Raw genomic sequence first — 20,573 nt, 5'->3', positions numbered from 1 at the left:
CCACAACTTATGTGACCAGGTAAGTGCTCAATAATGAAGGAGAGGAATGATGATGCTTAATAATGAAAAAATAGTCAGAGAGCTTTGCGCCGCTGCGGAAGGGCAAGGAACGGATATCGAGAAGTTTGTTTCCATGTTCTCTGAGGAAGGATACATGTGGGATATGGCATCCGGCATGAAGTTTCGCGGGAAGGCCATTGGTGAGTCTATCGCGGGTATGGTCAGTGCGTTCCCCGATGTCCACCGTGAGATATTCAACATCCATGTCGCGGGAGACGTCGTCGTTGTCGAACTCGCGATTCGCGGCACGCACAAAGGTGATCTGCCTCTTCCTTCAGGGACGCTGGCTCCCACGGGCAAGAAGATAGATGTTCCGTCATGCGATGTTTTTCACCTCGAAGGCGGGAAGGTCATTTCTTTCCATTGCTACAACGAGGCTTCCGCGATGCAGCAACAACTTGGCCTCGTCCCCGGCTGAATGACCGACACCACGCGATCCGATGCAAGCGAAATGGAGACGTCTTTATGAGCATTCAAGAGAATATCCAGGTTGTGAAGGACTTTTTTGCAGCAATGGGCGGAGGCGATAGGCAAGGTCTGCTGGCGTTGTGTGCAGAAGATTTCGAGTGGATCATTCCGGGGGAGGATTGGCCGCTGGCTGGCACGCACCGCGGGCACGCGGGATTGGCGGACGTGCTTCAGAAGGCTTCCGCAGAACTGGAAACATCCATGGAGCCCCCCGAGTTTGTAGCGCAGGGCGACCGGGTTCTGGTCGTCGGCGTCGCTACGGGGAAAGTCAAAGCCACGAACAGGACGTTTGAGGATTATTTTGTCTTCGCCATCACTGTTCGCAATGGCAAGCTGACGAACATTCGAGAATATGTCGACACGCAAGCACTGGCCCGGGCCTCCGAGTCGAACGCGAGTCCGTTGCCCTGACCCATCGAACTCACCCGAAACAATTCGCAAAGTCAGCGAATACGTTGAACAGCGATAACGGCGCCAAGTTCGACGCATTCGCAAGTGCATTTCCTGATGTTCACCGTGAGCTATTCAGCATCTATGTCGCGGAGAATGTCGTAGTCGTCGAGCTCGCAATTCGGGGGACGCATAAAGGTGAGCTGACACTTGCCTCAGGGACTGTCGCTGTTGATAACGGCACGTTATGTACCTTACTAACGCCAACTGCGCGCCTCGTTGACTGACGAACCAGGCAAATCGAACTTGGTATAGGCGCCGATCCACGAGTGACTGCGGACTCACCTTCATCGCACCAGGCTGGATGCAACCAATGCAACCTCATGGCCTCATATAAATACAAGCAGCGCCATGGGGGCAGGTACCCTTTGCAATGGCCGATTGCGATTTTATCCCCATAGACAGGTGATTTTTTTTATGACGATGGCTGAAAAAAAAACACGTGGACTGGTTGGTTGAGCAATCGATGCTTCATGCCGCAAGACAGCGGGCCAAACTCTACTCGGGGCAAGGTCGATTGTGGCAACAGCCTTATGCTCATACTCGGCCCCGTGACGCTTCGGCTTTGGCTTCGGTGTGGTTCACCGCGTATCCGGCATCGATTGTCACGCGCGAAAATGGCAGCGTGCTGGAGGCTCTGGGGGATGAAACGTTATGGCACGCGCTGTCGAGAATCGGCATTCAGGGTATTCACAATGGCCCGCTGAAAAGGTCGGGCGGCCTCTTGGGCACCGAATATACGCCCACGATTGATGGCAATTTTGATCGCATCAGTTTCGACATCGACCCGCAACTGGGCACCGAAGCACAGCTTCAGGCACTGACTCGCATGGCCGCCGCGCACAACGCGGTGATCATTGATGACGTTATCCCTTCGCATACCGGCAAAGGCGCGGATTTTCGTCTGGCCGAAATGGCGTATGAAGATTATCCGGGCCTCTACCATATGGTGGAGATCCGCGAAGAAGACTGGCCACCTACCGGACATCGCCGAAGGTCGCGATGCTCAGAACCTCAGCCCATTGCAGGTCGACGTGCTTCGAGACAAGCATTACATTGTCGGCCAGTTACAACGGGTGATCTTCTTCGAGCCCGGGGTCAAGGAGACCGACTGGAGCGCAACACCGATCGTCATTGGCGTCGACGGCAAGCCGCGGCGCTGGGTTTATCTGCATTATTTCAAGGAAGGGCAGCCTTCGCTGAACTGGCTTGACCCGACCTTCGCCGCGCAGCAGATGATCATCGGCGATGCACTGCACGCCATCGACGTCATGGGTGCGAAAATTTTGCGCCTGGATGCTAATGGATTCCTCGGTGTAGAACGCAAACTCGATGGCACTGCCTGGTCTGAAAGCCATCCGTTGTCGATTACCGGTAATCAATTGCTGGGCGGCGCGCAAGAGCCTGACTCACACCTCCAGATTCGACGTTTTTGGGCCTAAACCGCAGAGCCAAACAGACCGCAAACTCACCCGACTTTTTGCTGTTTTGGTGACAAACCATTTTGCCGGTAGTTGGCACCGATTGAGTGCCGCTGAGCCCACGAAAGATCCGTCGGCCGCGGCTTCTAGCGGTCAGCTCGGAATCTCTTGCAAGGTCCTGGTCGGTGCCAAATCTGCTGCTAACTCACACCAGACGATATTCTCTTGGCCCCGTGGATGGTTTTTGGGCTATCGCCGAGGCCACCAGCCAAGTATCAGAGAAAAGGTCTACGTTGAAAGCATTCCCCAGAACATGCCGATCACTACGAACGCCATTGCTATCGTACAGCTCCAACCCAACACCTTAAGCCCTGGGTGGATGACGAAAGAACCCATTATTTTTTCGTGTGATGCCATCAACATCATGATGAACATGATAGGTACCGCAATGACACCATTGACGACTGCACTCCAAAGCAATGCCTTAATGGGGTCAATCGGAGCAAAGCAGATTAATACCCCCAATAATGTTGCCGCAGTAATGATGCTATAAAAAGCTTTGTCTGCTACCGGCTTGGCCGCGAGGCTGTTCTTCCAATTAAATGTTCCGGCTACTGCATAAGCTGCGGAGCCTGCCAGCACGGGGACCGCTAACATGCCGGTGCCAATGATGCCTGCACTGAACAACCAAAACGCAAACTCGCCCGCAATCGGCCGTAAAGCACTCGCCGCCTGTGCAGATGTTTGAATATCTGTGTTGCCATGCATATTCAGCGTGACTGCCGTCGTCAACATTATGAAAAACGCAATGATGTTGGAAATACCCATCCCCACCATGGTGTCCATGTTGATGCGCGTAAAGTTAGCTCTCGCCTGGTTTGGTGCATCAATCAGCGACTGAGCCTTGGGGTCAGCCTCCATGTCTTCAACTTCCTGTGAGGCTTGCCAGAAAAAAAGATAGGGGCTGATGGTTGTGCCAAAAATGGCAACCACCATGATTATGTACTCCGGCTTCCAGGACATCCGGGGCCATAAAGTCCGGTGAATGACCTCTGCCCATGGAATATGCACGGCAAACATAATGCCCACATAAGCCAGCAATACCAGCGTCAGCCACTTGAGTACTCGCACATAGCGCTTATAGGGGATGAAAACCTGTAGAAGCAGAGAAACCACACCAAAGCCGACTGCATAGAAGTGAGGCGATCCGCCTATCAACAGCTTCAACGCCGCGCCCATCGCTGCGATGTCGGCTGCAATATTGACGGTATTGGCAAACATCAACAGGGCGACGATGCTATATAAAAAAGGTCGAGGGTAATGTTTTCGTATATTGGTCGCTAGCCCGTGCCCGCTAACCCGGCCTATTTTCGCGCTGATGATCTGAATGCCGACCATCAAGGGAAAGGTGAAAAACAAAGTCCAGAGCGTATTCAGGCCAAATTGCGCGCCGGCTTGCGAATAGGTCGCGATACCGCTTGGATCATCGTCCGCTGCGCCAGTGATCAGGCCGGGCCCGAGCTTTCTTATCCATGAGCGATGGGCAACAACCGGAGGCTTGTCTATGAGTTCTTTGTTGTTCATTTCTTATTTCTCAGGGACATGGGATGCCACATCTCGTTTTGACTGAGGCGCTTTAACGGGAGTTCCGCAATGTTTATCCGCGGGATTTTTCCAGGCTGAAGGCTTTCAATGGTGAGTTATTGAATCTCCTAATGCTCCAGGGCGTAGCGTCGGCAGTGATTCAGGTATCCCTCTTCATGCTTCCCTACCAGTTGCACAACGCTGGTCCATAGCCAGGACGGCGCATCCAGCTGTCCTGTCCGGTTTACCTGTAATTCAGCGATCCAGCTTTTTCGAGTTGCCCGATCCATCTGCCGCGCATGTGCAATTCCAACAACGCGTGCGAGGTACCCTGCCGTGTGCATGGCATCAATCTCGCTTAATTCATCCAGTTCAAGCTTCATGTCCTGAGGCAGCAACTCTCGGATAAAAAAGCCGTGGTCCAGAAAACGCGTCGTGATCATTCGTTCACCGAGCGAAGGTGAAAGTTGCCGGGCTCCCTCCAGCACTCTTTTGCCGTTGTCGCGCGGCATATGAGCTCGAGCTGCCCGAGGCGCCGCGGCACCTACGGCTTCCTTGATGTCGATCAAACAATATTCCTGTGCTGCTTTTTCACCCACCCCCAGCAGCACCGCGTAACGCAACAAACCGAGCGAACTGCATCCTTTTACCCAGTAAGCCGAATCTAAAAGCTCTACATCAGCGCCATTGGGTCTTCCCTTCAGAGAAGTGACCAGTTGATGGATTTCCGGGGACGCACAAACGGTTTGTATTGCTGCATTTTCTTTTCGGGACAGTGGCCAGAAGTGTTTTCCCAAAGGAATGGTGGGACGGGCATTTTCAATACGTTCCCGGGCAAGATTTTTCCATGTTCGTTGCACGGCACTGCGCATGCTCGCCTTTACTTGGGCTGGGCGCGGGGGCGCTTCATCGGGTCGATCAGCGAACGCTTGCTCATAACCGCGCATCATTTCTTCCAGCATTCGAGCCGTTGTGACACCAGGTAAGTCAGAGCCTCTGGCCGCAGTCGCCAACGACAGGGCCAGACGCACAAGATCATGCGCTGGATTACCGATGACGGCCTGGTCCAGATCGCGAATATGTATATCAATTTCGCCTTTGGAGTTCGCTGTAGGTCCAAGATTGCCTGCATGGCAATCACCGCATATCCAGATTGCGGGCCCTTGAGGCAAGCGCCGGCCTGATTGACTGTGTAGCCATTCGTAAAACTGGACGGTGCTGCCTCGAACATAGGCGTGTGCCGAGCGAGCCATCTTCTTGTTGCGTAGCTGAGTCAAATGCGGAAGGCGTTGCGATGGGCGGGGAGGGGTCATGGAAATAGCTCGGCGTGGGCAACGGTTGACGCTTGGATCAGGCTAAATGTTTCAAAGTGATTCAGGATTTATTGAGCCTGATCTGGCCACCCTTCGTCAGCAAAGCGTGCTGTTGGAGCAGAGCTTCGGTCTTCGCCGTTTGGTGTGGGGCCGTGATTGGCCCCATACGCAACATGAAGACAGCATCAGTTACGGACGGCGGTGGAGCAGCTTCACGCTCTGGAGTGCTCGACACAACTGATGCATTCGTTGCAGCAATCCAAGCGCCAGAAACAATTGATCAGCGGACTGGATGTGCACATCCAGAATCTGGACAGACGGCTCGGCACCAGGCGCACCATTGATAGAGCGCTGTCACGCAGTCTCTGAACGGGCAGTCTGATTAGTTGATCCGACGTTTTGAACCTTCTCATTTTCGGGTAGATCAAACGTGTACAGCGTCAGGCATTGCCTGCCCGGAGATGATCAGATGAAACGCACAACTGCATTAATGTTAGTAATTACAGCCACCCTGCTGCTCGGTGGGTGCTGGCCGTATTGGCATGATGGGCATGGGCATGGAGGTGATCATGGTCGCTACTACGGAGGTCAGGAGTCCCATCGCTACTAGTTCCCAAGCCCAATCCGAAAAGATTGGGCTTTTTCATGGCTGCCAAAAACCTGCTGTCAAACAGTGCCCCATCCTTCCCTGACGGCCCGTCGAATCCCTTCCAGCAGCATCGCAAACGCCGGGTTGTCATTGTTCTCGCGCCAGATCAAATGCAGTTCGCTTTGCACCCCTTCGCCCAAGTCGATATCGCGGAACACCACATTCTTGAACACGACGCTGGTGGCGCAACGCGGCACCAGGGCCAGTCCCATTCCAGCGTTGACCAGGGCCAGAATGGTCAGGGATGAGCCCAGCCACTGCACGTATTCCGGGGCGATACGGGCCGAGCGCAGCATACCGGTCAGCAGTTCGTTGAACGGCGGGTAGGCGGCGTGGGAGTACATTAAAAACGGTTGGGCATCGAGGTCCTGCACCGACACGACTTCTGCGCTGGCCAGCCGATGATTACTGGGCACTGCCAGCACAAAAGGTTCGCGCACCAGGCATTCAGTGGCGTAACCCGTTTCCAGCAACGGCGCGCGGACGATGCCCAGGTCGATGCGGCGAGCACGCAGGGCTTCGTGTTGCTGGTAGGTGTTCATCTCCGACAGATCGATTTTGACGTGGGGCTGTTTGAGCCGCGCTTCGGCAATCACCTTGGGCAGGAATTCATACACCGCGCTGCCGACGAAACTGATGTTGACCGAGCCGATGTCGCCTTCGGCAAAACGTCGGGCGGTGGCGGCCGCTTGCTGGGCGCGCTCCAGCAAGTTCTGGGCTTCGATGAAGAAGGCGCGACCGGCCGCAGTCAGGGCGACACTGCGGGTGGTGCGGGTGAACAGCTCGACGCCCAAGTGGTGTTCCAACAGTTGAATCTGTCGGCTCAGCGGTGGTTGGGTCATGTTCAACCGTTCGGCGGCGCGACGGAAGTTGAGTTCGGTTGCGACCGTGGTGAAGCAGCGCAGCTGGGTAAGCTCGAACATTGATCTAATCCAGGTATCAATCGAATGCCAAGTTAGATTAGACGGGATCAATTACCGCGTCCATGATCGACTCGCCCCTAAAAAAACAAGATCGGGAGTCGCCCCTTGAAAACCCTTCAGAGTGCACCGCAGCCCACGGTACTCGCCCGTGCCGCGGCCAAAGTGAAGCGCCATGTGCTGCCGCTGTTTGTGGTCATGTTCATCGTCAACTACATCGACCGTGTGAACATCGGTTTCGTGCGCAGCCATATGGAAACTGACCTGGGCATTGGCGCGGCGGCCTATGGACTCGGCGCCGGTTTGTTTTTCGTCGGTTATGCGTTGTTTGAAGTGCCGTCCAACATGCTGCTGCAGCGTTACGGCGCTCGCGTCTGGCTGACGCGGATCATGTTCACTTGGGGCTTTGCGGCCATGGCGATGGCCTTCGTCAAAGGCGAGACCAGTTTCTATGTGCTGCGCTTTATCCTCGGCGCGGCAGAGGCCGGGTTTTTCCCCGGCATCATTTACTACTTCACCCAGTGGCTGCCGGCGTCCGAGCGCGGCAAGACCATGGCGGTGTTCCTCCGCGGTTCGGCGATAGCCTCGGTAATTTCCGGCCCGGTGTCCGGGGCGCTGCTGAACATCAACGGCTTGAGCCTGCATGGCTGGCAGTGGATGTTCCTGATCGAAGGCTTCGCTTCCATCGTGCTCTGCGGTTTCGTCTGGTTCTGGCTGCAATCCCATCCGCGCGAGGCGAAATGGCTAAGTGAAGAGGAGCGGGGCGCGTTGATTGCCGCCATCGCGGAGGAACAGCAGACCCGTGAAGCCGCGAAAGGGCCCAAGCCCTCGATGTTCAAACTGTTGGCCGACCGGCAGATTGCGCTGTTCTGTTTCATCTACTTTTCCATCGCGTTGACGATCTATGGCGCCACGTTCTGGCTGCCGAGCATGATCAAGAAAATGGGCAACCTGGGCGACTTCCAGGTCGGCCTGTTCAACTCGGTGCCGTGGATCATTTCCATCGTCGCGATGTACGGCTTCGCCGCGATGGCCAGCAAGTGGAAACACCAGCAGGCCTGGGTCGCGCTGACGCTGGTGATTGCGGCGTTTGGCATGTTCATGTCCACCACCGGCGGCCCGGTCTTCGCCTTTGTCGCGATCTGTTTTGCCGCCATCGGCTTCAAGGCTGCGTCGGCGCTGTTCTGGCCGATTCCCCAAAGTTATCTGGATGCACGCATTGCGGCGGCGGTGATCGCCTTGATCAACTCCATCGGCAACCTGGGCGGCTTCGTCGCGCCCACCGCGTTCGGTTTCCTGGAGCAATCCACCGGCTCCATCGAAGGCGGGATGTATGGCTTGGCGGCGACCTCGTTGGTGGCCGCCGTGGTGATCTTCTTTGCTCGCACAACCCCTCGCAGCCGCATTGGCAAATCAACCGACGTCGTGGTGCCGAGCCACGCCGCAACGCATTAAGCCCTGGATATAGATCAATCGGAGCCTGACCTTGAAAATCAAACGAGTGACCGTGACCCCCATCGCCTTCCGCGATCCGCCACTGCTTAATGCCAGCGGCATTCACGAACCCTTTGCGTTGCGTTCGATCATCGAAATCGAGAGCGACAACGGCTACATCGGCCTCGGCGAGAGCTACGGTGATGCCCCGGCCCTGGCGATCCAAATGCAACTCAAGGATCAACTGATCGGCCTCGATCCGTTCAACCTCAACCAGTTGCGCGCCATCGTCCAGGCCACCGTAGCAGCGAACAAAACCACCAGCGTTGCCGGCGCCGAACTGGCGCCCGGTTCCCACGCAAGCAAAGCCGTGAGCAACGCTTACTCAGCCTTCGAAGTCGCGTTTCTCGACCTTCAGGCGCACTCGCTGAACGTGCCGTTGGTGGACCTTTTGGGCGGTGCGATCCGTGACGAAATCCCGTTCAGCGCCTACCTGTTTTTCAAGTATGAGCAGCACATTGATTCGCCCTATAAGCCAGACAATTGGGGCGAGGCGCTGAACGAAGAGCAGATCGTTGCCCAGGCCCGGCGGATGATCGAAACCTACGGCTTCAAGAGCATCAAGCTCAAGGCCGGCGCATTGGAACCGGAACATGAAGTGGCGTGCATCAAGGCGTTGAAGAAAGCGTTTCCCGGTTACCCGCTGCGGATCGACCCGAATGCTAACTGGTCGCTGGAAACCTCGATTCGCATGGCGGAATTGCTAGGCGATGACCTGCAATATTACGAGGACCCGACGCCGGGTCTGGAAGGCATGGCCGAACTGCACAAACGCACCGGCCTACCGCTGGCGACCAACATGGTGGTCACCGATTTCGATGAATTTCGCCGCAGCGTGGCGTTGAACAGTGTGCAGATCGTGCTCGCCGACCATCACTATTGGGGTGGTCTGCGCGACACGCAGGCCCTGGCCAAAATGTGCCAGACCTTTGGTCTTGGCGTGTCCATGCATTCCAATTCGCACCTGGGCATCAGCCTGATGGCCATGGCTCACGTCGCAGCTTCGGTGCCGAATCTGGATTACGCCTGCGACACCCATTACCCGTGGCAGGAGCCGGATGAAGAGGTGATCAAGGGCGGCAAACTGCCGATTGTCGATGGCTGCGTGAAGATCACCCGGGCAGCGGGTTTGGGTCTGGAGCTGGATCACGATCAGTTGGGCAAACTGCACGATCAATACCTGACGTGCGGTATCCGCCAGCGCGATGACGTAAGGCAGATGCAGCGCTATCAGCCGGATTGGAAGACCGTCAAACCTCGGTTTTGATAAAGAAAAACGCCACTCAATCGAGTGGCGTTTTTGTTTGGGCTTCAGTTGCAGTCAACCAAACTCTTGCAACGCATCCAGCATCGCTTCACGAAAATAGGTCTTCGAGGCTCGATCACACAGGATGTGAAAACTGTCCTGCTGCGCGGTACTTGAGTTGATCACGATCACGTTGATCCGCGCCGCCGAGGTTTGCGCCACGGCGCCGGGGCCGAAGGCCAGAGGACTCAAATCGACGCCGCAGAGCTTGGCCATGACGTTAGCCAAGTGTTCACCACTCAGTTGAAAACAGGCATGGCTGTCCTGACGTGGCAGCAGGTAGTTGGCTTGGTGATCCAGCTCCCAACGGGCTTCTTCATCGGCGATACGCTGGCCCAGGTCCGCGGGGCTACCCAGCAACAGGTATTCGGTCTGGGACAACCGCGCAACCTGGCTGCCATCGGCTTGAGGCACTACACGGTTGGGCGCGTCCGGCAGGACAAAGTCCCGACCTTGCAGGTACGCGGCGCTCTGCGCGCCACGAAAACCCACCCGTGGCAGGTCAGTCAGATCCGTCAGCGTGCAGCCCGGCAAAGGCGCGAGGGCATGCTGCCCGACAGTGTGTTGTTCTCTGAGGCTGGTCATGGCTTAAAGCTCCTGCCGTTGGTTGTCGGGATCGAAGAAGGGCAGCTTCACCACCTCGGCCTGCAGCACAATGCCGCCTTCGACACGGATCGGAATTCGCTGGCCGGGTTGGCTCTGGTCGATGTTCGCGTAGGCCAGGCCGATGATCTTGTCGAGGGTGGCGGAATACTCGCAGGAGGTGACGTTGCCGCTGATGTCCGGGCCGTTGAGTACCAGATGACCTTCAAGCGGTTGCAGGCTGCCTTTGGGCAGGGTGAAACCCACCAGTTTGCGTTTCAGCGGTTGGGCGTCGAGGATGTCCACCGAACGGCGGCCGACGAAGAACGGCTTGTTGCGACTGACCGCCCAACCCATGTCGATTTCTGCCGGGTGGGTCATGCCGTCGGTGTCCTGGCTGATGATCACATGGCCTTTTTCCAGGCGCAGCAGGCGCTGGGTTTCCACGCCGAAAGGGCGAATGTCGTGGGCCTTGCCGGCCTCCATCAGCGCATCCCACAGCGCCAGCCCGTGCCGTGCCGGGACGTGGATTTCATACCCCAGTTCGCCGACAAAACCGACCCGCAACAGCCGCGCCTTGATACCCGCGACCGTGCCCTGGCGCACGCCGAGATAAGGGAAGCCTTCGGCGCTCAGATCAAGGTCGCTGCAAACCTTCTCCAGCACTTTGCGTGAATCAGGCCCGGCGACGTTCACCGCGCAAATGGCGGCGGTGACGTTGGCGACGTCCACGTCCAGCCGCCATTGCGCGTTCCACTTGAGCATCTGTTGATAGATCCGGTCGACGCCGCTGGTGGTGGCGGTGACGTAGAAGTGGTTCTCGGCAAACCGCGCACAGACGCCGTCGTCGATCACCACCCCGTGTTCGTCGGTCATTAGCGCGTAGCGAGAACGACCGATCGGTTGCTTGAGGAAGGCGAAGGTGTACATCCGATTGAGCAGCTCGGCAGCATCCGGGCCGCGCACATCGAGGCCGCCTAGAGTCGAGACGTCGATCAGGCCAACCTTGTTGTGCACGTGCAGGGCTTCGGCCTGCATGCAGCGTTCGCGATCCTTGGCGCTGCCGTAGTAGGCCGGGCGCTGCCAGATGCCGGCGGGCATCATCTTCGCCCCGGCTTGCAGGTGGCGGGCATGCATCGGTGTTTGCCGGTAAGGGTCGAACGCGCGACCGGCGACATGCGCCAGTTTCTCTGCGACAAAGGGAGGGCGTGCCGTGGTGACGCCGGTTTCGCTAATGTTGCGTTGGGTCGCCCAGGCGACCAGCCGTGCGGTTGGCAGCGCCGAGTGACGGCCCTGGGACGGGCCCATGCCCACGGTGGAGTAGCGCTTGACCAGTTGCACGTCGCGATAACCGATCCGGGTGGCGTTGACGATGTCAGCGACTTGCAGGTCTTCATCGAAGTCGACGAAGTCCTTGCCCTTGGGGTGCGGGAAGATTGGCCAGTTGAAGTTGACCTGGCCTTCTGTACCAAAAGGCGCACGCTGGGTTCCGACCTCAAAACCCAATGCGAGCGCCGCATCGGCACCGGCGTTCACGCCATCGGCGATCACGTTGTCCAGCCCATGGCGGCCATTGACCGAGCCGGCGACGCTGAGGTTTTTCGGCAGGCCGCTGAGGGTGAACTCGGCGCGCTGGTCGTCGTAGGCGAGTTTGCCACCGGCCTGGCATAGCAATTGATAGACCGGCATGTAACCGGCTGACATGCACAACAAGTCGCAGTCCAGGCGTTGTCCGCTGGCGGCGACTTGACCTTGGGCGGTGATCTGGCGCACCTCGACGCCGTTGATATGGCGCATTCCTTTTTCGTGCAGGGCTTCAAAAACGGTGCTGTTGCTCAGGCAAGGAATCTTACGTTGCTCCACGGCGTGCAGTAGGGCGGAGTCTCCCGGTGCATGGCGCAAGTCCACCAGAGCAACCACTTCCACACCTTGATCATGCAGATCGAGGGCGGCGAGGTAACCGTCATCGTTGCCGGTCAGCACCACCGCGCGTTTGCCGGGTTTGACCGCGTACAGTTTCATCAAGCGTTGCGCGGCGCTGGTCAGCATCACCCCGGGCAAGTCGTTGTTGCGAAAGATCACCGGCTGATCGAACGAACCGCTGCACACCAGGCACTGGCGGGCGCGCACCTTATACATCCGTTTGCCCTGGATCACCGGCAGGTAGTTGTCGGTGAACCAAGCGTTGCAGGTCGCTTCGGTCAGTACCTGAATATTGGCGTGCTGTTCCACTGCCGCCAGCAACTCGTGGCGCAGGGTTTCGCCGCGCTGGCCTTCGATGTTGAAGCGGCCATAGGTCAGCGAGCCGCCGAGCACCGCTTGCTGTTCGATCAGCAACACCTTGGCTCCGGCATTGGCGGCGGTCAGCGCCGCGTGCAGGCCGGCGGGACCGGCGCCGATCACCGCGACGTCGGTGAACAGGTAGGCCTTGTCGTAGTACTCGGGCTGGAACTTAAGGTCGAGCACGCCGAGGCCGGCCTTCTTGCGAATGATCGGCTCCCAGACTTTCCACATGCCCTTGGGCTTGTAGAGCGAGCGGTAATAGAAACCCACCGGCATGAATTTGGAGAACTTGCCCAAGTAGGCGTCGCGGTCGTTGTCGAGCGAGCCGTTGACGTTCTGCGCCGTGACCTGCAAACCGGCATACAACGCGTGCGCATCGGCCAGCACATTCGGTTCTTCAGGCAATTGCACCAGGCTGTTGGCGTCCTGCCCGGCCATGGTCAGCGGGCCACGCGGACGGTGATATTTGAACGAACGCGAGAGCAGGAAACGCCCGTTGGCCAACAGGGCGCTGGCGATGCTGTCGCCCTGGAAGCCTTGGTAGTGTTGGCCGTCGAAACTGAAATCCAGAGGCTGATCACGGTCGATCAACAGGCCCATCGGGGCGGGGAGGCGGTTCATCCGGCGATCTCCTTGGCGGCGTTGAATTCGACGCGGGTGCTGAACAGTTCTTTGGGGTCGAAGGTGCGCAGGATTTCGTCGGTGACGGTGTGTCGCTCCGCCAGAAACCAGTAGCTGGAGGGGGTGTGCATCCACCACTCACGTACCACGCCGGCGAGGTTGTCGGTGTTGAACACGTAATCGGCCCATTCGCCGTCGCTGCACGTCAGCGGATCGGGCATCGGTTTGAATTCACCGCCGTAGGTGAACTCGCTGATATTGCGCGGCCCGTTGAGCGGGCAAATCATGATTTTCATCGTCTGCTCTCCGTCAGTGGCTGGCCGCTGTGGCGCCCATTTCGTTGACTTGCTGGAAGGTCGAGAAGCGCTCAAGGGCAAAGGGCTTGATCAGGTCCGGGACCTTGCCGCCACTGGCGACCAATTCGGCCATGGTCTTGCCGCAAATCGGCGTGGCCTTGAAACCCCAGGTGCCCCAGCCGGCGTCGAGGTAGTAATTCTTCACCGGCGACAAACCCATGATCGGGCTGTAATCCGGGGTCATGTCAGTGATGCCGGCCCATTGGCGCATCAACTTGGCGTTGGCCAGGAACGGAAACATTTCGATGGCATGGGCCAGCAGGCTTTCCTTGAGTTCCATCGTCGAGCGCGTGTTGAACAGCGGATAGGGATCGGAGCCGCCGCCGAATACCACTTCGCCACGGCTGGTTTGCTGCACGTAGCAGTGCAGCGCCGAAGAACTCACCAGCGGATCGAGGAACGGCTTGAACGGCTGGGTGACCATCGCCTGAAGTGGGAAGGTCGTAATTGGCGAGCGAATCCCGGCCTTGGCCATCAACAGCGAACTGTGCCCGGCAATCGCCTGCACTGCGCAGCCGCACTTGATGGTGCCGCGATTGGTTTTGACCGCGGTGATCGCGCCGTTTTCGATGATCAGGTCCTGGACTTCGGTGAGCTGATGAATTTCCACGCCGCGCTTGGCCGCCTGCTTGGCGTAGCCCCAAGCCACCGCGTCGTGACGGGCAGTGGCGCCGTCGATGTGCCAGAGGCCGGCGATCACCGGCAAGTGGCCAGGATCGAGGTTGAGGCTGGGCACCAGTTCGCGGATCTGCTGGCGGTCGATCATCTCGGTACGCCCGCCAAAGTGTTTGTTCACTTCCGCTCGCTGGCGGAACGAACGCACCGTGGCATCGGTGTGGGCGAGGGTTAGTTGGCCGCGCTCGGAATACATGATGTTGAAGTCGAACTCGTTGGACAGCGACTGGAACATCCGCACCGACTCGGCGTAAAAACGCACGCCTTCGCTGGTCAGGTAATTGGAGCGAATCACCGCTGTGTTGCGCGCGGTATTACCGCCGCCCAGGTAGGACTTCTCCAGTACCGCGATGTTGGTGATGCCGTGGTACTTAGCCAGGTAATACGCGGTGGCCAAGCCATGGCCGCCGGCACCGATGATCACCACGTCATAGCTCGATTTGAGTTCTTTGGGTGGCGGCAAATCCACCTCCACCGGGTACTCCGAACTTAGCCCGTATTTCAATAGATTGAATGGCATACGGCCTCCGATTGGCTGCGTTGGGCCTGGTGTTGATTAAGGGCGGCGGTCACGGTGTTCTTCATCAAAAAGGCGATGGTCATCGGTCCGACTCCACCGGGTACCGGGGTGATGGCGGCGACGTGGGGCAGGGCGCTGTCGAAGTCGACGTCGCCCACCAGACGGCTGCGGCCATTGTCGTCGATGCGGTTGATACCGACGTCGATCACCACCGCGCCAGGCTTGAGCCAACTGGCGTCGATCAGTCGTGGTCGGCCGACGGCGGCGATGACGATGTCTGCCTGGCGACACAGGGCTTGCGCATCACAGCTGCGCGAATGCAGCACAGTCACCGAGCAATCGGCTTTTAGCAGCAGGGCCGCCATGGGTTTGCCGACGATGTTTGAGCGGCCGATCACCACCGCGTGCTTGCCGCGCAGATCGCCGCAGGTTTGTTCCAGCAAGTACAGGCAGCCGCTGGGCGTGCAGGGCGTGAGCACCGCGCGACCCTGGCTGAGGCCGCCGACGTTTTCACTGTGAAAACCGTCGACGTCCTTGGCCGGATCGATGGCTTGCAGTGCCCGTAATTCGTTGATGTGCGCCGGCAGCGGCAATTGCAGCAGGACGCCATTGATCGAGTAATCGGCATTGAGCGTGGCGATCAGGTTCAGCAGTTGTTCGGTGCTGGTGTCCGTGGACAATCGGTACTCCAGGGAGCGGATGCCGACTTCTTCGGCGCGCAGGATTTTATTGCGTACATAAACCTGGCTGGCCGGGTCGCTGCCCACCAGAATCACCGCCAATGCCGGTTGAATGTCTTGCTCGCGCAGGCTGCCCACGTCCTCGCGGACCTGTGCCAACACCCGGGCTGCGGCGGCTTTGCCGTCAATCAGTTTGGGCGCGCTCACCGGAAAACCACCGTTCTGTCCTGGTTGAGGAAAACCCGGTGTTCGAGGTGGTACTTGACCGCCTTGGACAGGGCCACGGTTTCGGTGTCGCGGCCAATCGCGACCAGATCGTCGGGCATGTAGACGTGATCGACGCGCTGCACTTCCTGCTCAATGATCGGCCCTTCGTCGAGGTCGCTGGTGACGTAGTGCGCGGTGGCACCGATCAATTTCACGCCACGCTGGTACGCCTGGTGATAGGGCTTGGCACCCTTGAAACCGGGCAGGAACGAATGGTGAATATTGATCGCGCGGCCCGAGAGTTGCTTGCACAAGTCATCGGAGAGGATCTGCATATAGCGCGCCAGTACCACCAGTTCGGTGCCGGTGTCGTCGACGATCTTCATTAGTTCGGCTTCCTGCCGGGCCTTGGTGTCCTTGGTCACGGGTAGGTAGATGAAGCGAATGCCTTCGCGTTCGGCCATGGGCCGCAGGTCTAGGTGGTTGGAGACGATGGCGGTGATGGTCATGTCCATCTCGCCCTTGTGGTAGCGGTAGAGCAGGTCGGTCAGGCAGTGGTCGAACTTGCTGACCATCAGCAGTACACGCATCGGTTCGCGGGTGTCGTGCAGCTCCCAGCTCATGTCGAAGGCGCTGGCGACGTCGCTGAAGCCGTCCTTGATCTGCTGCAGGTCGCCTTGATGCCCATCGTTGAAACGGAACACCGCGCGCATGAAAAACCGGCCGCTGAAGTCATCGTCGAATTGCGCCATCTCCCCGATGTAGCAACCGTTGTCCGCCAGGTAAGTGGTGACGGCGGCGACAATGCCGGACACCGCGGGACAAGTGATTTTGATGATGAAATGGTTTTTTTCGTGTTGCATGACACGTCCTCGGGATGATGGCGGCAGCTCATCGCATAGCGAAAAAAACGTCAGCGGACAGAGACCTCGTCCATGAGGGTGTTTTCTTATGGGGAATAATATATTCCTGATGTTGGCTTTATAAGGGGAATGGTTGGGTGGCGTCTAGGGATTTTTGTGAAAGTTTTTTAACTGGTGGGAAAATTTTTGAGCGGAAAGGTGAGGGGGCAGGGTCTGATTATCGAGGGGGATTGAGTACATATCCGTTGCTGCGGTCATGGCTGCTGGCGGTTTCGCTCCTACAGCGAGTCCCTTTTTCAAACGCCAAAAAGGAACCAAAAGGCTTTGCCCCTCCATTCGGTGCCTCGCCTAGGCTCGGCATGCCCTCACTCCGGCATTGCTCCGGGGGCCCGCCGCCATCGGCCATCCATGGCCGGGGGCGGCTACCGCGGCATCCATGCCGCGGTGCCCCCTACGCAACGCCTGCGTTCGGCCTCTGGGAAAGGGGCAGGTAGATCAAGATCAAAAGCAAAGCAAAGCAAAGCAAAGCAACAGCAAGATCAAAAGATCGCAGCCTTCGGCAGCTTCTACGGGTGGACGCGCACTTGAGATCAGGCCGGCCGGTCGGCCGCCTCGCTTTTGATGTTGACGCACCGCCCCCTCGAGAGGCCGAGTGGAGGTTCTGCGCAGTGGGCAACCCGGCATGGATGCCGGGTTAGCCGCCCCCGGCCATGGATGGCCGATGGCGGCGGGCCCACGGAGCAGGACCGGAGCGAGGGCATGCCGAGCCTGGGCGAGGCACCGAACGAAAGGGGCAGAAGCGCTTTGGTTACTTTCGCGCTTTTCGAAAGTGACCCGCTGTAAGAGCGGAACCAATAGCCGCCGCTACCGAAGAAATGGATATGTACTCAAAAAAAGAGCTCACCAGGAGTTTCAAACTCACTCCTTATCGTTGCCATAATTCATGATCGACAACAGCCGAATCGGCACCAGCACCAATTCCTCCGGCCCATGGGGAATTTCCCCTTCAAAGGTCAGGCTGTCCCCAGCCTCCATGCGATACAACTGATTGCCGTGGCGATAAATCAACTCGCCTTCGAGCAAGTGCAAGAACTCGGTGCCAGGGTGGGAGAAGGTCGGAAACTCCTCGCTCGCGTCATCCATGCTCACCATGTACGCCTCGAAACTCTTCTTCGGCCCACGGGTGTGGTTGAGCAAGTGGTAGGTATGGCCTTTCTCGGTCCCACGGCGCACCACTTCCATCCCTTGGTCAGCCTTGACCAGCAGTGCGCTGCCACCTTGCTGGTCGTATTCGCTGAACAACTTCGAGAGTGGCAAACCCAGCACGTCGCACAGACGGCTCAGGGTATCGAGGCTGGTGGAGACCTGGGCGTTCTCGATCTTGCTCAACATGCCTTGGCTGATGTCCGCAATCTTGGCCACGTCGGACAGTTTCAAATCCTGGGCCTGGCGCTGACGCTTGATCTGCATTCCCAGGTATTGCTCAAGCTTGAGGCGCGGGGCGGTTTCGGTGGGCATAGTCATCAGGTCCTGCACGGTTTCCGTTCAGTAATATTAGTTTCGCACTGAGAAAGTGCAAAGCGCGAGTCTTGGCTCGCCGGTTGTCGGCGGTATTCCCACCGGGAAAAGAACTTTCCCATATATACAGCACAAAAGCGCCTTTTACGGCGCCTCGACGTTTCACTCGCGAATCTGGCAAGGGCTTTGCATTCCTATTGGGAAACTAACTTTCTTTTTAGGAATAAAAAGAACTTAAGGCCTACCCACAATTGTTTTGCCTTTCGCGAGGAGTGACGAGCAATGTTGCCAGCAGAAACCCAGCGCATCATCGACAAGCACGGGATCAAGTACGTGCTTGCGCAGTTTGTCGATATTCACGGTGCGGCCAAAACCAAGTCGGTGCCGATCTGTGGTCTCAAGGCCGTCGCCGAAGAGGGGGCGGGTTTCGCCGGCTTCGCGATCAGCGGCATGGGCATGGAGCCCCACGGCCCGGACTTCATGGCCCGTGGTGACTTGTCGACCCTGACACCGGTGCCTTGGCAGCCGGGTTATGGCCGGGTGGTGTGCATCGGCCATGTCGATGGCAAACCGCATCCTTATGACAGTCGTTATGTGCTGCAACAGCAGGTGCGGCGCCTGGAGGAAAAGGGCTGGACCCTCAACACCGGCCTGGAGCCCGAATTCAACCTGATGCGCCGCGACGAAAGCGGCAAGCTGCAACTGGTCGACATCAGCGACAACCTCGACAAGCCTTGCTACGACTACAAGGGCCTGTCCCGTTCCCGAGTGTTCCTCGAACGCCTGACCGAAGCCTTGCAGCAAGTCGATTTCGAGATCTATCAAATCGATCACGAAGACGCCAACGGTCAGTTCGAGATCAACTACACCTACAGCGACGCCATGACCTCGGCGGACCGCTTCACCTTCTTCCGTATGGCCGCCGGCGAGATCGCCAATGACCTGGGCATGATCTGTTCGTTCATGCCTAAGCCCGACCCGAAACGCGCCGGCAACGGTATGCACTTTCACCTGTCGATCAGCAGCGCCGAGAACAAAAACCTGTTCCATGATGCCAGCGACCCGAGCGGCATGGGCCTGTCGAAAATGGCCTATCACTTCGCTGCCGGACTGCTCGCCCATGGCCCGGCGCTCTGTGCCTTCGCGGCGCCCACGGTCAACTCCTACAAGCGTCTGGTGGTGGGCAATTCATTGTCCGGCGCGACCTGGGCGCCAGCCTTTATCGCCTTCGGCGCCAACAACCGTTCAGCCATGGTGCGGGTGCCTTACGGGCGCCTGGAATTTCGTCTGCCGGACGCTGGTTGCAATCCCTATCTGGTCAGCGCCGCAATCATCGCCGCCGGTTTGGACGGCATCGACCGGCAGCTGGAAATCGACACCGTTTGCAACGAAAACCTCTACAGCCTGAGCCTCGAACAGATCGCCGCGCGGGGCATCAAGACCCTGCCGCAATCACTCAAGGAAGCCTGCGATGCGCTGGAAGCCGACCCGCTGTTCGCCGAGGTGCTGGGCCCGCAGATTGTGGGCGAGTTCATCAAGCTCAAGCGCATGGAGTGGGTGGAATACAGCCGTCACGTCTCCGATTGGGAGATCCAGCGCTACACCGAATTTTTCTGACTTTTTGCATAGACAACCATTCGGGCACCCGGCACGGCGTCGAGTGTTCACTGCCTCCGAAGGAGACTTGATATGTGTGGAATCGTAGGTCTTTATCTGAAAAATCCGCAGCTGGAATCCCAGCTCGGCAAGCTCTTCGAACCGATGTTGCAGGCCATGACCGATCGTGGCCCGGACAGTGCCGGCTTCGCCATTTACGGCGATGAAGTGGCGGACGGCTGGGTCAAGCTGACCCTGCAGGCGACCACCGAAGGCTTCGACTGGAAAGCCCTGATGGGCGAACTGGAAGGGCGCCTCGGCTGTTCGCTGGACTGGTTCCAGAACGCCAGCGCCGCTGTGCTGAAGATCCATGCCGAAGAGGCACCGGTGCGTCTGGCCCTCGCCGAGCTGGCGCCGAGCATCCGCATCATGAGCGCCGGCCAGAGCATCGAAATTCTCAAGGGCATGGGCTTGCCGCAGGAAATTTCCCAACGCTTCGGCCTCGCCGGTATGAAGGGCAGCCACATCATCGGCCACACCCGCATGGCCACCGAAAGCGCGGTGACCATGGAAGGCAGCCACCCGTTTTCCACCGGCGCCGACCTGTGTCTGGTGCACAACGGCTCGCTGTCCAATCACTTCCGGCTGCGTCAGGAACTCAAGCGCGAAGGCATTCATTTCGAAACCGACAACGACACTGAAGTCGCCGCCGGTTACCTGACCTGGCGCCTGCAGCAGGGCGACTCGCTGAAAGAAGCGCTGGATCATTCGCTGGAAGAACTGGACGGTTTTTTCACCTTCGCCATCGGCACCCGCAACGGTTTTGCGGTGATCCGCGACCCGATCGCCTGCAAGCCAGCGATCCTCGCCGAGACCGACGATTACGTCGCCATGGCCTCCGAATACCAGGCGCTGTCGAGCCTGCCGGGGATCGAACACGCCAGGGTCTGGGAGCCGGCACCGGCCACTATGTACATCTGGGAACGCGAGTCAGCTTAAGGAGCGCA

At 58.3% G+C, this 20,573-nt stretch carries 16 protein-coding genes and 1 pseudogene; 7 read left to right on the top strand and 10 right to left on the bottom strand.

The window, feature by feature from the left end:
• Positions 1-46: 46 nt before the first annotated feature.
• From AC1MEW_RS25585 to AC1MEW_RS25575, 3 genes and pseudogenes are all read left to right on the top strand, one after another.
• Entirely contained in the window at positions 47-478 is a 432-nt protein-coding gene (locus tag AC1MEW_RS25585) for a nuclear transport factor 2 family protein (RefSeq protein WP_322268011.1), read from the top strand.
• Between the two features lie 47 nt (positions 479-525).
• Complete coding sequence (locus AC1MEW_RS25580; protein WP_323570254.1) at positions 526-939, top strand: nuclear transport factor 2 family protein; 414 nt, start codon at positions 526-528, stop codon at positions 937-939.
• 505 nt (positions 940-1,444) lie between these two features.
• Positions 1,445-2,375, top strand: a pseudogene (locus AC1MEW_RS25575) (maltose alpha-D-glucosyltransferase); the annotation flags it as partial.
• A 312-nt stretch (positions 2,376-2,687) separates the two neighbouring features.
• On the opposite strand, the gene AC1MEW_RS25570 reads toward AC1MEW_RS25575, so the two are convergent.
• From AC1MEW_RS25570 to AC1MEW_RS25560, 3 genes are all read right to left on the bottom strand, one after another.
• Entirely contained in the window at positions 2,688-3,983 is a 1,296-nt protein-coding gene (locus AC1MEW_RS25570; RefSeq protein WP_480424013.1) for an NRAMP family divalent metal transporter, read from the bottom strand.
• Between the two features lie 128 nt (positions 3,984-4,111).
• The gene (locus AC1MEW_RS25565; protein WP_322268015.1) at positions 4,112-5,296 is read right to left on the bottom strand and encodes a DUF2252 domain-containing protein; all 1,185 of its coding nucleotides are present in this window, start codon (positions 5,294-5,296) and stop codon (positions 4,112-4,114) included.
• Positions 5,297-5,962: 666 nt separating this feature from the next.
• Entirely contained in the window at positions 5,963-6,868 is a 906-nt protein-coding gene (locus AC1MEW_RS25560) for a LysR family transcriptional regulator (protein ID WP_201256829.1), read from the bottom strand.
• 105 nt (positions 6,869-6,973) lie between these two features.
• On the opposite strand from AC1MEW_RS25560, the gene AC1MEW_RS25555 reads away from it, so the two are divergent.
• Together AC1MEW_RS25555 and AC1MEW_RS25550 are read left to right on the top strand one after the other, a co-directional pair.
• Positions 6,974-8,320, top strand: coding sequence for an MFS transporter (locus AC1MEW_RS25555; RefSeq protein WP_480424010.1), 1,347 nt, complete (start codon positions 6,974-6,976; stop codon positions 8,318-8,320).
• Between the two features lie 31 nt (positions 8,321-8,351).
• The gene (locus AC1MEW_RS25550) at positions 8,352-9,626 is read left to right on the top strand and encodes a glucarate dehydratase family protein (protein ID WP_480424008.1); all 1,275 of its coding nucleotides are present in this window, start codon (positions 8,352-8,354) and stop codon (positions 9,624-9,626) included.
• Positions 9,627-9,680: 54 nt separating this feature from the next.
• On the opposite strand, the gene AC1MEW_RS25545 is transcribed toward AC1MEW_RS25550, so the two are convergent.
• The 7 genes from AC1MEW_RS25545 to AC1MEW_RS25515 form a co-directional block, all read right to left on the bottom strand.
• Positions 9,681-10,250 (bottom strand): sarcosine oxidase subunit gamma, encoded by a 570-nt coding sequence (locus tag AC1MEW_RS25545; RefSeq protein ID WP_322268018.1) that lies wholly within the window; start codon positions 10,248-10,250, stop codon positions 9,681-9,683.
• A 3-nt stretch (positions 10,251-10,253) separates the two neighbouring features.
• The gene (locus AC1MEW_RS25540) at positions 10,254-13,151 is read right to left on the bottom strand and encodes a 2Fe-2S iron-sulfur cluster-binding protein (RefSeq protein WP_480424005.1); all 2,898 of its coding nucleotides are present in this window, start codon (positions 13,149-13,151) and stop codon (positions 10,254-10,256) included.
• Positions 13,148-13,447 (bottom strand): sarcosine oxidase subunit delta, encoded by a 300-nt coding sequence (locus AC1MEW_RS25535; RefSeq protein WP_201256824.1) that lies wholly within the window; start codon positions 13,445-13,447, stop codon positions 13,148-13,150. Before AC1MEW_RS25535 ends, AC1MEW_RS25540 begins: the two co-directional genes overlap by 4 nt.
• A gap of 13 nt (positions 13,448-13,460) precedes the next feature.
• Positions 13,461-14,702 (bottom strand): FAD-dependent oxidoreductase, encoded by a 1,242-nt coding sequence (locus tag AC1MEW_RS25530; protein ID WP_201256823.1) that lies wholly within the window; start codon positions 14,700-14,702, stop codon positions 13,461-13,463.
• Complete coding sequence (folD, locus tag AC1MEW_RS25525) at positions 14,684-15,589, bottom strand: bifunctional methylenetetrahydrofolate dehydrogenase/methenyltetrahydrofolate cyclohydrolase FolD (protein WP_480424003.1); 906 nt, start codon at positions 15,587-15,589, stop codon at positions 14,684-14,686. Before folD ends, AC1MEW_RS25530 begins: the two co-directional genes overlap by 19 nt.
• Positions 15,586-16,452 (bottom strand): formyltetrahydrofolate deformylase, encoded by an 867-nt coding sequence (gene purU / locus AC1MEW_RS25520; RefSeq protein ID WP_201256821.1) that lies wholly within the window; start codon positions 16,450-16,452, stop codon positions 15,586-15,588. Before purU ends, folD begins: the two co-directional genes overlap by 4 nt.
• A 918-nt stretch (positions 16,453-17,370) precedes the next feature.
• The gene (locus AC1MEW_RS25515) at positions 17,371-17,976 is read right to left on the bottom strand and encodes a helix-turn-helix domain-containing protein (protein ID WP_480424001.1); all 606 of its coding nucleotides are present in this window, start codon (positions 17,974-17,976) and stop codon (positions 17,371-17,373) included.
• Between the two features lie 276 nt (positions 17,977-18,252).
• Here AC1MEW_RS25515 and glnT point away from each other — a divergent pair, with 276 nt between their 5' ends.
• Positions 18,253-19,587, top strand: coding sequence for a type III glutamate--ammonia ligase (gene glnT, locus AC1MEW_RS25510; RefSeq protein WP_322268022.1), 1,335 nt, complete (start codon positions 18,253-18,255; stop codon positions 19,585-19,587).
• Between the two features lie 72 nt (positions 19,588-19,659).
• Complete coding sequence (locus AC1MEW_RS25505; RefSeq protein WP_201255213.1) at positions 19,660-20,565, top strand: class II glutamine amidotransferase; 906 nt, start codon at positions 19,660-19,662, stop codon at positions 20,563-20,565.
• The last annotated feature ends 8 nt before the right edge of the window (positions 20,566-20,573 follow it).

The sequence above is a fragment of the Pseudomonas sp. ASL4 genome, assembly GCF_056680395.1.
Note: the sequence above shows the minus strand (reverse complement) of the source record. Positions and strands in the feature narration are given on the sequence as shown.